Genomic DNA, 12,978 nt, shown 5'->3' on the forward strand with positions numbered 1-12,978 from the left:
CTTCGCCTCGACCCGAACAGGAGCCCGCATGAGCACGATCCGCCTCACCATGGCCCAGGCCATCGCCCGTTTCCTGGCGGCGCAGAAGGCCGATATCGACGGCGAGGTTCTTCCCCTCTTCGCCGGCGTCTGGGCGATCTTCGGCCACGGCAACGTGGCGGGACTGGGGGAGGCCCTCTATGGCGTGCGTGACCAGCTGCCGACCTATCGCGCCCATAACGAACAGGGCATGGCCCATGCGGCCATCGCCTTCGCCAAGGCCTCCCGCCGCCGTCGCATGATGGTCTGCACCACCTCCATCGGACCCGGCGCCACCAACATGGTGACGGCCGCCGCGGTGGCTCATGTGAACCGCCTGCCGGTCCTGCTCCTGCCCGGCGACGTCTTCGCCAACCGCCGTCCCGATCCGGTGCTGCAGCAGATCGAGGATTTCTCGGACGGCACCGTCTCGGCCAACGACTGCTTCCGGCCCGTCTCCCGCTATTTCGACCGCATCGCGCGGCCCGAGCAGATCATCCCGGCGCTCCGACGTGCCATGGCAGTCCTGACCGATCCGGCCGATTGCGGACCCGTGACGCTCGCCCTCTGCCAGGACACGCAGACAGAGGCCTACGATTATCCGGAATCCTTCTTCGCCGAGAAGGTCTGGACGCCGCGCCGGATCCGCCCGGACCAGGCGGAGCTCACCGAGGCCACCAGGATCCTGCGCGGCGCGAAGAAGCCCTTCATCGTGGCGGGCGGCGGCGTGCTCTATTCGGGCGCCGAGGGAGCGCTTTCCGATTTCGCAAAGAAGCATGGGCTCCCGACCGGCGAGACCCAGGCCGGCAAGTCGAGCCTCGCCCATGACGATGCCGCCAATCTCGGCGCCATCGGCGTGACCGGAACCGGCGCCGCCAATGCGCTGGCCGAGGACGCGGACGTGATCCTCGCGGTCGGCACCCGCCTGCAGGACTTCACCACCGGCTCCTGGGCCCTGTTCAAGAACCCGGACCGGCGCATCGTGTCGCTCAACGTCCAACCCTTCGATGCCACGAAGCACAATGCCGCCTCCCTAGTGGCGGACGCCAAGGCCGGTCTCGACGAGCTGAGTGCCGCCCTCGGAGCCTGGAAGGCGCCGGAGGCCTGGACCGCAAAGGCCCGGGACGAGAAGGCGCGCTGGTTCGAGCAGACGGCGCGTTTCACGGATCCGACCAACGCCGAACTGCCCTCCGACGCGCAGGTGATCGGCGCCGTCCAGCGCAATGCTCAGGCCTCCGACGTGGTGGTGTGTGCCGCGGGCGGCCTGCCGGGCGAGCTCCATAAGCACTGGAAGGCCGCGCAGGCCGGCGGTTACCATATGGAATACGGCTATTCCTGCATGGGTTACGAGATCGCGGGCGGCATCGGCGTGAAGATGGCCGACCCGAGCCGGGACGTGACCGTGATGGTCGGCGACGGCTCGTACCTCATGATGAATTCCGAGCTCGCCACCTCGGTGATGCTGGGGCTCAAGCTGACGGTCGTCCTCCTCGACAACCGGGGCTATGGCTGCATCAACCGCCTGCAGCGGGCGACCGGCGGCGAGAGCTTCAACAATCTCCTGCAACACACCCGCCATGTGACCCTGCCGGATGTCGACTTTGCGGCCCATGCGGCAAGCCTCGGCGCGCTGGCCGTCAAGGTGAAGGGGATCGGTGAACTGGAAAGTGCCCTCAAGGAGGCGCGCAAGGCAGAGCGCAGCACGGTGATCGTCATCGACACCGACCCGCTTACTTCGACCGATGCGGGCGGCCATTGGTGGGATGTGGCGGTGCCGGAAGTCTCGGCGCGCCCGCAGGTGAACGACGCCCGCAAGTCTTACGAGAATGCCCTCGCCGCACAGCGGGTGGGCGACTGATCACGACAACGAGAGAGAACGACGATGACGATCCGGATCGGGGCAAATCCCATTGGCTGGTCGAACGACGACATGCAGGAACTCGGCGGCGAGACGCCCCTCGAGGTCTGCCTCGCGGAGGCGAAGGAGGCCGGCTTCGAGGGCATGGAACTCGGCAACAAGTTCCCGCGCCAGCCGGAGGCTCTGAAGAAGGCGCTGGCTCCCTTCGGCCTCGCCTGCGTGTCGGGCTGGTATTCGGCCGAGCTCCTCACCCGCGATGCGGATGCCGAGATGAAGGCGCTACGCCCCCATCTCGACCTCCTGAAGGCCATGGGCTCGAACGTCCTCGTTTTCGCCGAGACCTCGAACGCGATCCACGGCGACCGCTCGAAGCCGCTCTCGCAGCGCCCGGTCATGAAGGCGGGCGACTGGGCCGAGTTCGGCCGCCGCGTGACCCAGGTCGCCGAACGGACCCTGCAGGAGGGCGTGCGACTCGTCTATCATCACCATATGGGCACCATCGTGGAATCGGAGGCCGATATCGACGCCTTCATGAACGCGACCGGCGAAGCCGCCCATCTCCTCCTCGACACGGGCCATGCCACCTGGGGCGGCGCGGATCCGGCGGCACTCGCCCGCCGTTATCGTTCCCGCATCAGCCACGTGCACACCAAGGACGTGCGCAAGGCCGTCATGGAGACGTCCAGGGCCAAGAACTGGAGCTTCCTCGATTCGGTGATCGAGGGCGTCTACACGGTTCCGGGCGACGGCATGGTGGATTTCGTGTCTGTGTTTAAGGAACTTCCGGGCTATAGCGGCTGGGTGGTGATCGAGGCGGAGCAGGATCCCAAGAAGGCCCACCCGCTCACCTATGCCAAGATGGGCTATGCCAACCTCACCCGCTTCCTGAAGGAAGCCGGGCTCCGTTAGGAGAAAGACAGATGCCGAACCTCCTGGTCAAACCGTCCCGCCCCGATTCGAACGGGCGGATCCACGCCGTCACGCCGGAATCCGCCGGCTGGACCTATGTGGGCTTCGAGGTCTTCCGCCTGAAGGCCGGACAAAGCCTGCGGCAGGAGACCGGCGACCGGGAGGCGTGCATCGTCATGCTGTCCGGCCGCGCCCGCGTCTCGGCTGGGGGCCAGGATTTCGGCGTCATCGGCGGGCGCTCGTCCCCGTTCGAGCCGGATCCGTGGTCGCTCTATGCGCCTGCGCGCTCCGAATGGTCGCTGACGGCGGAGGGCGATTGCGAGTTCGCCGTCTGTACCGCGCCGGGGGAAGGCAAGCTGCCGGCGCGCGTCATCCGCCCCGACCAGGTGGGACAGGAAACCCGCGGCAAGGGCACCAACACCCGGCACGTGCGCAACATCCTGCCCGAGACCGAGCCGGCCGAGAGCCTTCTGGTGGTCGAGGTCATTACGCCCCCGGCCACTGGTCGAGCTACCCGCCCCACAAGCACGACCGGGACGCACTCCCGAACGAGTCCCTGCTCGAAGAGACCTATTACCACCGCCTGAACCCGCCGACCGGCTTTGCCCTGCAGCGGGTCTACACGGATGATCGCTCTCTCGACGAGACTCTCGCGGCGGCGGATGGCGACGTGGTGCTGGTGCCGCGGGGCTACCACCCCGTCGGCGCACCGCACGGCTACGAGCTCTACTATCTCAACGTGATGGCCGGCCCGAAGCGCATCTGGAAGTTCCACAACGATCCGGCGCACGAGTGGATGCTGGCGCAGGCCTGAGGCGCCTCTGCGGTTATTAAACGCCTCCACCGTCATTCCGGGACGGCCCAAAGGGTCGGGCCCGGAACCCATAAACGCTGAGGATGCAGGTTAAGGCGCAGCGTTTTCCACAATGCCTTGTTCTGAGACACTTGTGTTTATGGGTTCCGGGCTCCGCTACGCGGCCCCGGAATGACAGGGTACGCAAGGCTTCAAATTGTGCCCACATTCCCATGGGACGGTCCGGCGGACGCTGACAGGGAGATGTCCTCATGGCCCGTCTGGGTTGGGTCGCCGCCGGCCTGCTCGCGCTCCTCGTGGGAGGATGCGCCGTCTATGGGTCGGCCGAGACGGCAACCGTCCAGGTCCAGGGGGACCGCATGCATGTCAGGGCAGATCGCTGGGAAGGCAGCGTCGCCTGCGGTCCGGGCCTGGGAGAAAGGCCCTGCTCGGCAGGCTCCATGCGCGAGGGAATTCGCTAGACCGCCCTCGCGGCCGATGGGGTTATGCTTCCCTGGTCGCACATACGCCCTAGGTCCATTCCAGCGCATCGAAAACGGGGAAGGATGGCGGCATGGCGACCGGCGAAGCATCCCGTGGCTCCTTGTGGCCCTCCCTGGATTATGCGCAATGGCGCGACACGGCCCTCACGCTGCAGCTCTGGACCCAGATCGTCGGCAAGACGCGCCTGTCCAGAACCCCATGGCTCAATCACTCCTGGCACGTGGTGTTTTATGTAACGGCGCGCGGCCTGAGCACATCGCATTTCGTGGTGGACGGCGAAGCGGTGGAGATCGAGTTCGATTTCATCGACCACAATCTCCAGATCCGCACCAGCACGGGCGCAGGCCGCTCCCTGCCCCTGACGGCCCAAACCGTCAGCGCGTTCTACCACTCTTATCTCGCAGCCCTTTCGGAGCTCGGCTTCGCCACGAAGATCCATCCGGTCCCGAACGAGGTCGATCCGGCCATTCCGTTTGCGGACGACACGGTTCATGCGTCCTATGATCCGGAGGCCGCGCATCGGTTCTGGCGCGCCCTCCTCCAGGCCGACCGGATATTCAAGCTTTTTCGCACAGCATTCCTGGGCAAATGCAGCCCGGTTCATTTCTTCTGGGGCAGCTTCGACCTCGCGGTCACGAGGTTTTCCGGCCGCAGGGCACCGCCTCATCCTGGCGGCGTACCGGCATTGCCTGACAGCGTTGTCCGTGAGGCTTATTCGCATGAGGTCAGCAGCGCGGGCTTCTGGCCCGGCAATGACGCTTATCCGCAGGCCGCGTTCTATTCATATGCCTATCCCGAGCCTGCGGGCTTCCGGGAGCGCCCGGTAAGGCCGGCCGCCGCCGGCTTCAACGCCCAGCTCGGAGAGTTCATCCTGCCCTACGAGGCCGTCCGCCAATCGCCCTCGCCGGACCACGACTTGCTGGAGTTCCTGCAATCGACCTATGAGGCCGCCGCCGAAACAGCGAAATGGGACCGCGATGCGCTGGAATGTGCGTTCGGCGTTCCCGACCGGCCCCGCCCCGTGGCGCCGTGACGGCACGGAGACGCGCAGCCCCGTCAGGAAAAGATCCGGTCGCCCTGCTCGTCGATGATCTGCCGGCCTTTCGTAACCGAGAAGGCGGCGGCATCGTCGCGGCTCGCATGGGTCTCGGCCCGCACGAAGCGGTGCTCCTTCGTGCCCTCCGCAAAATCCTTCTCGATGGTTCCGGCGGTCTGGAATTGCCCCTTGGCCGGATAAGGCGCCGGGCGGATGCGATAGCCCTTGTACTCGACCGCCTCGGCGGCAGGCTCCTCGCGGGCTGCGGAGGCACCTTTGCCGACGAGACGGGACAAGAGATCGGACAAGAACGAAGCCATGGGCGCGCTGAACTCCTGCGGGAAACGCCCGGTCATACCATGGCGAACCGTCGGCCCGTCAATCGCGCCTCAGGAGAGAAGTTCCACGTATCGCTTCACGGAGCGGTCCACCACCGCCTTCGCGTCGGCCTTGACGTCCTTTCCGGCGAAGGCCCCGTAGATCCGCTCGAAGGGCAGCGGTTCCAGCATCGCGCCGATGCGCAGAACCTCCCGGGCCGGCAGGGGCATCATGTTGGGATAGCTCCACAGGAAGCTGACGCGGCGCACATCCGCCGCCACTTGGACGATATCGCCGGACAGGATCACTCCGGCCCCGTCATGGGCCTTCGCCCAATGGAGAACGGTTCCGCCCGGAAAATGCCCGCCGAGCCGGATCAGCGTAGCGCCGGGCAGGATTTCGAGCGAATCGCCCTCCCAGAACCGGATGCCCTCCGATGGGCGCATGACCCATTCCCGGTCGGCCGCATGCAGATAGACGGGCGCGTCGAAGGCGTGGCTCCAGTCCTGCAGGGTGGTGTAATAATGCGGGTGCGAAATCGCGATAGCCGCAAGGCCGCCGAGTGCATGGACAATCGCCACCGTGGCCTCGTCGAGATGGGCGATGCAGTCCCACAGGATGTTCCCGGCCGGCGTCCTCAGCAGGAAGGCGCGCTGGTTGATGGCGAAGGCCGGAACGGTCTGGACGCTGTAGAGCTCCGGCTCGTGCAGCCTCCAGGCATTCGCATGAGAGGCCGCGAGCTTCTCGCGCGTCGTCCAGCCCTGGCCGGAGGCCGGAACATATTGCCGCTCGTCGTCGCAGATCGGGCAGGCGGAGGGCGGCGTCTCGGCGGGCGGGTAGGAGGTCCCGCAGGCGGAGCAGAGGAAGATCGGCATGGCGCTGGCTTTCCGTTCAGAGGCGGCGCAGCCTAATGGCTTGCCCTTCCCGATCAAGCCTGCGAGCCGGTTTTACATCACACCGCCGATTTCCTAGGATCGCCTTCGGTCAATCGGACAGCAAGGAGAGCCGCATGGGCGCGGAACGGGGCGCGAAGGATGGTGATACGGCCTCCCCCATCGCTGAGGGCATCCACACCGATTTTTCAGGAGGCATGAGCTATGGCGATTACCTCCATCTCGACACCCTCCTGTCGGCGCAGGCTCCCCTTACGGGCGAGCATGACGAGCTGCTCTTCATTGTCATCCACCAGGTGATGGAGCTGTGGCTGAAGCTCTTCAACCGCGAGCTCGACACGGCGCTCGGGCATATCCGCGCGGACGAGCTGCAGCCCGCCTTCAAGTGCTGCGCCCGGATCAACCGCATTCAGGAGCAGCTGATCCAGGCCTGGACGGTGCTCTCCACCATGACTCCGTCCGACTACCTGCGCTTCCGGCCGGCTCTCGGGCGCTCGTCAGGCTTCCAGTCCTGGCAGTACCGCCTCGTCGAGTTCAAGCTCGGCGCGAAGGACGCCCTGAAGATCGCGCCTCACCGGCACCGGCCCGAGATTGCCGCGCGGCTGGAGGAGGCCTACCGGGCGCCCGGCCTCTATGACGAGGCGCTACGCCTCTTGGCACGGCGCGGCTATCCGGTGCCGCCGGAGGTCCTGGAGCGGGACGTGACGCAGCCTTACGTGGCGCATCCGGGCGTCGAAGCCGTCTGGGAGGAAATTTATCGCCACTCGGACGAGCATTTCGACCTCTACGAGCTGGCCGAGGAGCTGGTGGACCTTGAGGACGCGTTCCAGCAATGGCGCTTCCGGCACATGAAGACCGTGGAGCGCATCATCGGCATGCGCCGCGGCACCGGCGGCAGCGCCGGCGTCGCCTATCTCAAGCACGCGCTGGACCGCTCCTTCTTTCCGGAGCTCTGGTCCGTGCGAACCAAGCTCTGACGGAGCGGATGCGACGATGCTCGACCTGCGTGCCCATTTCTCCCGTTTCCTGGATGCGGATCCCGGCCGGCTCCACTTCGCCGCCCACAGTCATCATCCCTGGCCCGACGTGACGCGAGAAGCGCAGCTCGAGGCCTGGGACGACGCGGCCCGTCTCGTGGACGACAAATGGGGCCGTATCCTCGGGCCGGTCCTGGAGGAATTCCAACGCCATGTGGCGGGTCATCTGGGCCTGCCCGATCCATCCACCATCGCGGTCGCGCCGAACACCCATGAATTCGTGCGGCGGATCCTCTCGTGCTTCCCAGCGGAGCGCCCAGTGCGCATCCTCACCTCCGACGGGGAATTCCACTCCTTCACACGCCAGATCGCGCGGCTCGAGGAGGAAGGCCTCGTGGCCGTGACGCGGATTTCGGCCGAGCCCTTCGCGACCTTCGACGAGCGCTTCCGCTCCGCTGCCTGCGAGGCGCACGACCTCGTCTTTGTCAGCCAGGTCTTCTTCAATTCGGGCTTCGCCATCGACCTCGACGGACTCGGGAACCATGTGGGCGACGCCATGCTGGTGATCGATGGCTATCATGGCTTTATGGCGCGCCCGACGGACCTGTCGTGCCTCGCGCCCCGCGCCTTCTACATCGCAGGCGGCTACAAATACGCCATGGCGGGAGAAGGCGCGTGCTTCATGCATTGCCCGCCCGGCTGGGGCCTGCGGCCCCGCGACACGGGCTGGTATGCGGCCTTCGGAAACCTCGCCAAGGCGCAGGGCGGAAAGGTCGCCTACAGCGAGGATGCGTGGCGCTTCATGGGGTCGACCTTCGACCCTTCGGGGCTTTATCGCTTCAACGCTGTCATGCGGTGGCTCGAAGAGACCGGGATCACGGTCGCGGCGATCCACGATCACGTGATTTCCCTTCAGGAGCATTTCCTCCGCGGTTTGCCCTCGGAGACAGGCCTTTCGCCGGAAGCGCTCGTGGTGCCATCTCAAGAGACGCGCCGCGGCAATTTTCTCACCTTTGAGATGCCGGATGCGCAGCGGACTTACGAGCGGCTGAAGGCCCTGCGGGTCGTGACCGACGTGCGCGGCAACCGCCTGCGCCTCGGCTTTGGTCTTTACCAGACCCGCGAGGAGGTGGACGAGCTGATCCGCCGCCTCGGCCGGTCCGCCGGCTAACGCCGGCTTCCCTATTCCTTCACCGCACCTGTCATCGAGGACACGTAATAGTCCACGAAGAACGAGTAGAGCAGCACCACAGGCAGCGAGCCGAGGAGCGCCCCGGCCATCAGCGCTCCCCATTCGTAGACGTCCCCGCGCACGAGCTCCGTCAGCACGCCAACCGGGACGGTCTTGTTCTCCGACGACTGGATGAACGTGAGTGCGTAGATGAACTCGTTCCACGACAACGTGAAGGCGAAGATGCCAGCCGAGATCAGGCCAGGGACGGAAAGCGGCAGCATGATCCGCGTGAGGATCTGCCACCGGGAGGCCCCGTCGACGAGGGCGCATTCCTCGAGCTCGTAGGGAATCGACCGGAAATACCCCATCAGCAGCCATGTGCAGAACGGGATGAGGAACGTCGGATAGGTGAAAATGAGAGCGAGCTTGGTGTCGTAGATGCCGAACTTGAAGATCATCACGGCGAGCGGAATGAACAGGATCGAGGGTGGCACCAGATAGGCGAGGAAGATCGCAAGTCCCGTCCAGCGCGCACCCGGAAACCGGACCCTCTCGATCGCATAGGCGGCGAGTACGGCAGCCACGAGGGACAGGATGGTCGATCCCACGGCCACGATCATCGTATTGAGGAGCCAAGCCGGATAGGAGGTTTCGAGCAGCAGATAGCGCATATGCTGCAGGGTCGGCTCCGATGGCCAGAACGGGCTGTAGTCGCGGAAATTCGTAAGCTCCGAGTTCGGCTTCAGGGCCGTGACCGCCATCCAGTAGAACGGGAAGAGCAGCACGAACACGAAGACCGCGAGCGGCAGGTAAATGGTCACCACCCGGCGCGGCAGGCGCTCCAGGTAGCTCATGCCGACGCTCTCGTCGGCAGGCGCAGGGTCTGCGGGTCTGGCCGAAAAGGTCATCAGTCGCCTCCCCCCTGTTGCCAGCGCCGCCGCTGCAGGCCGAAATAGCTGAACAGGATCGCGCCGAGCAGGAACGGCACCATGGCGACCGCGATGGCCGCCCCTTCGCCGAGCTGCCCGCCGGGAATCGCCCGCTGGAAACTCAAAGTCGCCATGAGGTGAGTGGCGTTCAAAGGCCCGCCGCGGGTGAGCACGTAGATGAGCTGGAAATCCGTGAAGGTGAACAGCACCGAGAAGGTCATCACCACGGCGATGAGCGGCGAGAGCATGGGCAGAGTTAGATAGCGGAACCGCTGCCAGGACGACGCACCATCGAGAGTCGCGGCCTCATGCAGGGAGGGCGAGATCGTCTGCAGGCCCGCAAGCAGGGTGATGGCCACGAACGGAATGCCACGCCAGACATTGGTGAGCATCACGGTGATGCGCGCATTGGTGGTGTTGCCGAGGAAGTTGATCGGCGTATCGATCAGCCCGATCTTGATCAGCGCCCAGGAAATGATCGAGAACTGCGCATCGTAGATCCACCAGAATGCGATGGCTGAAAGCACGGTGGGCACGACCCAGGGAAGCAGCACCACCGCACGGATGAGGGCCTTGAAGGGAAGGTGCTCGTTGAGCAGCAGCGCGAGCCACAGGCCGAGGGCAAATTTCAGGATCGATGCCCCGACCGTGTAGACGACCGTGTTGAACACCGACAGCCAGAAGATGCTGTCGTCCCAGAGAAGCTGGTAGTTCTCAAGTCCGACAAAGACGCCGGTACGCCCCACCCGCGTATCCGTGAACCCCAGCCATACGCCGAGGCCGAGCGGATAGGTGAGGAAGACCAGGAGGAAGGCCGCGGCCGGCAGCATGAAGAGCAGGCCGATAAAGCCCTTTCGCTGCAGCAGGGGCTCCCGCGTCGCAGCGATGGGCGCATCCGTGTGAGTAATGGCGGCTCCGGCCATGATCGTCTCCGGTCGGTCCGAAAGGATGGGCGGCGCGCATTCCGCGCCGCCCCGCGATGCGTCAGACGCGGTAGTAGCGGTTGGCCCGCTGCTCGGCGCGCTTGGCCGCTTCCTCGGGCGTGCGTTGCCCGGTCGCGGCTTCGGCCACCATGTCGACCATGACGTAGTCGGCCATCGTGGCAGCGGATGCATAGCCCAGCGGGCCCGCATAGCCGTTCGGCCGCAGCGTGGAGGAGGCGCGCTTGTAGGGCTCGTGGACCGGATCCGACGTCCAGACCGGGTTGTCGATCATTCCCTTGAGCGGCGGGCAGCAATAGGCGCTCGACGCCGTGATCCAGGCATCCATCTGGGGCTTGTCGAGCATGTATTGCAGATAGGCCCGGGCGGCATTCGGGTACTTGGTGTACTGGAAGATCACCGCGGATGTGGTCTGGTGAAGTTCCACGGGCTGCCCCACGGGGCCCGTCGGCATGACGGTTGAGCGGATGTCCTGGGCCATCTCGGCCATCTTCGGGTCGTTCTTGGCCGAGTAGTAGAGGGACACGCCGTTCGCCGTCACGGAGATGTCGCCGGACAGGAAGACGCGGTTGTTGTTGATATCGAGCCAGCTCTCCGTCCCGGGGATGAAGGTCTGATACAGCTCCCGCGCATATTGCAGGGCCTTGATGGTCTCGGGCGAGTTGATGACCACCTTGCCGCTCTCGTCCACCATCTTCCCGCCGTGGCTCCATACGATCCAGTGCGCGAAGTTGTTGCCGTCGCCGACCGCCTTGCCGAGCGCGAAGCCGGCGGGCTTGCTCTTGGCCTTGAGGGCCTTGCACATCTCCAGGAACTCGTCCGACTTCTCGGGGAATTTGGACCAGCCCGCCTGCTTGAGCATGCTCTCCCGGTAGAGGATGCCGTTCCCGATGGCTGCGAGGGGCAGAGCGATGAACTTGTCTCCCTTCTTGGCGTAGCCCTCCAGACCCGGATAATAGCCGCCGTACCGGCTCGCGAAGCTCGTCCCGATATCGGTCACGTCGAGGAGCTTGTCCGGATACTGGAACGGGTCGTCGAACCAGACGAGCATGATATCGGGCCCCGAGCCCACATTGGCCGCGACCGCGGCCTTTGGCCGGATGTCCTCCCAGCTCTCCTTATCGACCCGCACCTCCACGCCGGTCGCCTCGGTGAATTTCTTCGTGTTGGCGAGCCAGGAATCCTCATCGCCCTTGACGAAGGGGGTCCAGCGCAGCACCCGCAGCGAAGCACCCTGCTCTGGTTTGTAGCTGGGCGCAGCCGCCTGTGCGAAGGCCGGCCCGGCCCCCAGGAGCCGGGATCCTGCCGCAAGGCCGGCGGTCCCGAGAAGCAGATCACGTCTAGACAGGGTCATCGTCGTTTTCCTCCGCAGCCCGGGATTGGTGAAGAGCGCAGCGACCTTCCCGGTGGGGTCGCGGGCTTGAAGTCAGTTGATGCGCTGTCCGGTCTCCCGGTCGAAGAGATGGACGAGGCCGGGATCCGGCTGGACGCGGATCGTCTCGCCCGGCCGGACGCCGATGCGCTCCCGAAAGACGCAGGTGATCTCCCGGCCCTCCATGCGGGCGAGGACCAGGGTCTCCGAGCCCGTCGGCTCAATGACCCCGACCTCGATGGGCATCCCCTGGTCGGACAACTGGAAATGCTCCGGCCGGATGCCGTAGCAGACGGGCCGCCCGTCCGAGGCCGCCGGCAACGTGGCGACCGGGAGCTTCAGGTCGCCCAGGGTGAAGCCCCCGTGCTCGATCCGCCCCTCCAGCACATTCATGGCAGGCGAGCCGATGAAGCCCGCGACGAACAGGTTGGCCGGGCGGTCGTAGAGCTCCAGCGGCGCGCCGATCTGCTCGACGATGCCGTCATGCATCACGACGATCTTGTCCGCCATGGTCATGGCCTCGATCTGGTCGTGGGTCACATAGACCGTGGTGGTCTTCAACCGCTGGTGTAGCGCCTTGATTTCCGTGCGCATCTGCACGCGCAGCTTGGCGTCGAGGTTTGAGAGCGGCTCGTCGAACAAAAACACCTGCGGATCGCGCACGATGGCCCGACCCATGGCGACGCGCTGGCGCTGGCCGCCCGAGAGCTGGCGCGGATAGCGGTCGAGAAGCGGTGTGAGGCCGAGGATTTCGGCGGCGCGACCGACCTTGCTCTTGATCTCGGATTTCGGCGCGCTCTTGAGCATGAGCGAGAACGCCATGTTCTCGGCGACCGTCATATGCGGATAGAGCGCGTAGTTCTGGAACACCATGGCGATGTCCCGCTCTTTGGGCGGCAGGTTGTTCACCACCCGCGGGCCGATGCGGATTTCGCCGCCCGTGATGTTCTCAAGCCCCGCAATCATGCGCAGCAGGGTCGATTTTCCGCAGCCGGACGGGCCGACCAGGATGACGAACTCGCCGTCCTGAATATCGACCGACACGCCGTGGATCACCTGGGTTGCGCCGAAAGCCTTCCTGACATCGCGAATTTCAACGGAAGCCAAAGGACACCTGCTCTGTTTGACGAGAGAGAAGGTGCATTGCCGAACGGAACTGCCGATGGATGCCAGAGGCAGCCGGACGGCACGTCAACGCCGCTTCACGGCCTTGAAGCATGCGCTTCCTCCCAAGCCCCCGCGTTGGACTGGCCCGT

The 12,978-nt window shown here is 65.4% G+C and carries 12 protein-coding genes and 1 pseudogene; 7 read left to right on the forward strand and 6 right to left on the reverse strand.

Annotation, left to right across the window (positions count from 1 at the left end; translation table 11 throughout):
- The first annotated feature begins 28 nt into the window (after positions 1-28).
- From iolD to C4E04_RS18960, 5 genes and pseudogenes are all read left to right on the forward strand, one after another.
- Positions 29-1,876 carry a 3D-(3,5/4)-trihydroxycyclohexane-1,2-dione acylhydrolase (decyclizing) gene (iolD, locus tag C4E04_RS18940; RefSeq protein ID WP_109599972.1) on the forward strand — a complete coding sequence of 616 codons (1,848 nt, stop codon included), beginning with the start codon at positions 29-31 and terminating at the stop codon, positions 1,874-1,876.
- A 24-nt stretch (positions 1,877-1,900) separates the two neighbouring features.
- The gene (iolE, locus tag C4E04_RS18945) at positions 1,901-2,785 is read left to right on the forward strand and encodes a myo-inosose-2 dehydratase (protein ID WP_109599974.1); all 885 of its coding nucleotides are present in this window, start codon (positions 1,901-1,903) and stop codon (positions 2,783-2,785) included.
- 11 nt (positions 2,786-2,796) lie between these two features.
- Positions 2,797-3,599 (forward strand): annotated as a pseudogene (gene iolB, locus C4E04_RS18950) (5-deoxy-glucuronate isomerase).
- Positions 3,600-3,850: 251 nt separating this feature from the next.
- On the forward strand, positions 3,851-4,060 hold the full coding sequence (locus C4E04_RS18955; RefSeq protein ID WP_109599976.1) for a hypothetical protein: 210 nt from the start codon (positions 3,851-3,853) through the stop codon (positions 4,058-4,060).
- A gap of 92 nt (positions 4,061-4,152) precedes the next feature.
- Complete coding sequence (locus C4E04_RS18960) at positions 4,153-5,115, forward strand: DUF5996 family protein (protein ID WP_109599978.1); 963 nt, start codon at positions 4,153-4,155, stop codon at positions 5,113-5,115.
- 23 nt (positions 5,116-5,138) lie between these two features.
- On the opposite strand, the gene C4E04_RS18965 is transcribed toward C4E04_RS18960, so the two are convergent.
- Entirely contained in the window at positions 5,139-5,438 is a 300-nt protein-coding gene (locus C4E04_RS18965; protein WP_109601300.1) for an HlyU family transcriptional regulator, read from the reverse strand.
- Positions 5,439-5,507: 69 nt separating this feature from the next.
- Positions 5,508-6,311 (reverse strand): MBL fold metallo-hydrolase, encoded by an 804-nt coding sequence (locus C4E04_RS18970; RefSeq protein ID WP_109599980.1) that lies wholly within the window; start codon positions 6,309-6,311, stop codon positions 5,508-5,510.
- Positions 6,312-6,445: 134 nt separating this feature from the next.
- On the opposite strand from C4E04_RS18970, the gene kynA reads away from it, so the two are divergent.
- Both kynA and C4E04_RS18980 read left to right on the forward strand, forming a co-directional pair.
- Positions 6,446-7,306 carry a tryptophan 2,3-dioxygenase gene (kynA, locus tag C4E04_RS18975; protein WP_109599982.1) on the forward strand — a complete coding sequence of 287 codons (861 nt, stop codon included), beginning with the start codon at positions 6,446-6,448 and terminating at the stop codon, positions 7,304-7,306.
- 16 nt (positions 7,307-7,322) lie between these two features.
- Positions 7,323-8,477 (forward strand): aminotransferase class V-fold PLP-dependent enzyme, encoded by a 1,155-nt coding sequence (locus tag C4E04_RS18980; RefSeq protein WP_109599984.1) that lies wholly within the window; start codon positions 7,323-7,325, stop codon positions 8,475-8,477.
- Positions 8,478-8,488: 11 nt separating this feature from the next.
- On the opposite strand, the gene C4E04_RS18985 is transcribed toward C4E04_RS18980, so the two are convergent.
- The 4 genes from C4E04_RS18985 to C4E04_RS19000 form a co-directional block, all read right to left on the reverse strand.
- Positions 8,489-9,388: a carbohydrate ABC transporter permease gene (locus C4E04_RS18985; RefSeq protein ID WP_109599986.1), complete on the reverse strand. Its 900-nt coding sequence runs from the start codon at positions 9,386-9,388 to the stop codon at positions 8,489-8,491.
- On the reverse strand, positions 9,388-10,332 hold the full coding sequence (locus C4E04_RS18990; RefSeq protein ID WP_109599988.1) for a carbohydrate ABC transporter permease: 945 nt from the start codon (positions 10,330-10,332) through the stop codon (positions 9,388-9,390). The genes C4E04_RS18985 and C4E04_RS18990 overlap by 1 nt, the downstream gene beginning before the upstream one ends.
- 61 nt (positions 10,333-10,393) lie before the next feature.
- Complete coding sequence (locus C4E04_RS18995; protein WP_109599990.1) at positions 10,394-11,704, reverse strand: ABC transporter substrate-binding protein; 1,311 nt, start codon at positions 11,702-11,704, stop codon at positions 10,394-10,396.
- Positions 11,705-11,776: 72 nt separating this feature from the next.
- Positions 11,777-12,829, reverse strand: coding sequence for an ABC transporter ATP-binding protein (locus tag C4E04_RS19000; protein ID WP_109599992.1), 1,053 nt, complete (start codon positions 12,827-12,829; stop codon positions 11,777-11,779).
- Positions 12,830-12,978 lie beyond the last annotated feature (149 nt).

This window comes from Microvirga sp. 17 mud 1-3 (assembly GCF_003151255.1).
Lineage (GTDB): Bacteria > Pseudomonadota > Alphaproteobacteria > Rhizobiales > Beijerinckiaceae > Microvirga.

Bases quoted from the DNA above. Each gene is read 5' to 3' on its own strand.
- iolD (WP_109599972.1), top strand. From the start codon at position 29: ATGAGCACGATCCGCCTCACCATGGCCCAGGCCATCGCCCGTTTCCTG.
- iolE (WP_109599974.1), top strand. From the start codon at position 1,901: ATGACGATCCGGATCGGGGCAAATCCCATTGGCTGGTCGAACGACGAC.
- C4E04_RS18955 (WP_109599976.1), top strand. From the start codon at position 3,851: ATGGCCCGTCTGGGTTGGGTCGCCGCCGGCCTGCTCGCGCTCCTCGTG.
- C4E04_RS18960 (WP_109599978.1), top strand. From the start codon at position 4,153: ATGGCGACCGGCGAAGCATCCCGTGGCTCCTTGTGGCCCTCCCTGGAT.
- C4E04_RS18965 (WP_109601300.1), bottom strand. From the start codon at position 5,438: ATGGCTTCGTTCTTGTCCGATCTCTTGTCCCGTCTCGTCGGCAAAGGT.
- C4E04_RS18970 (WP_109599980.1), bottom strand. From the start codon at position 6,311: ATGCCGATCTTCCTCTGCTCCGCCTGCGGGACCTCCTACCCGCCCGCC.
- kynA (WP_109599982.1), top strand. From the start codon at position 6,446: ATGGGCGCGGAACGGGGCGCGAAGGATGGTGATACGGCCTCCCCCATC.
- C4E04_RS18980 (WP_109599984.1), top strand. From the start codon at position 7,323: ATGCTCGACCTGCGTGCCCATTTCTCCCGTTTCCTGGATGCGGATCCC.
- C4E04_RS18985 (WP_109599986.1), bottom strand. From the start codon at position 9,388: ATGACCTTTTCGGCCAGACCCGCAGACCCTGCGCCTGCCGACGAGAGC.
- C4E04_RS18990 (WP_109599988.1), bottom strand. From the start codon at position 10,332: ATGGCCGGAGCCGCCATTACTCACACGGATGCGCCCATCGCTGCGACG.
- C4E04_RS18995 (WP_109599990.1), bottom strand. From the start codon at position 11,704: ATGACCCTGTCTAGACGTGATCTGCTTCTCGGGACCGCCGGCCTTGCG.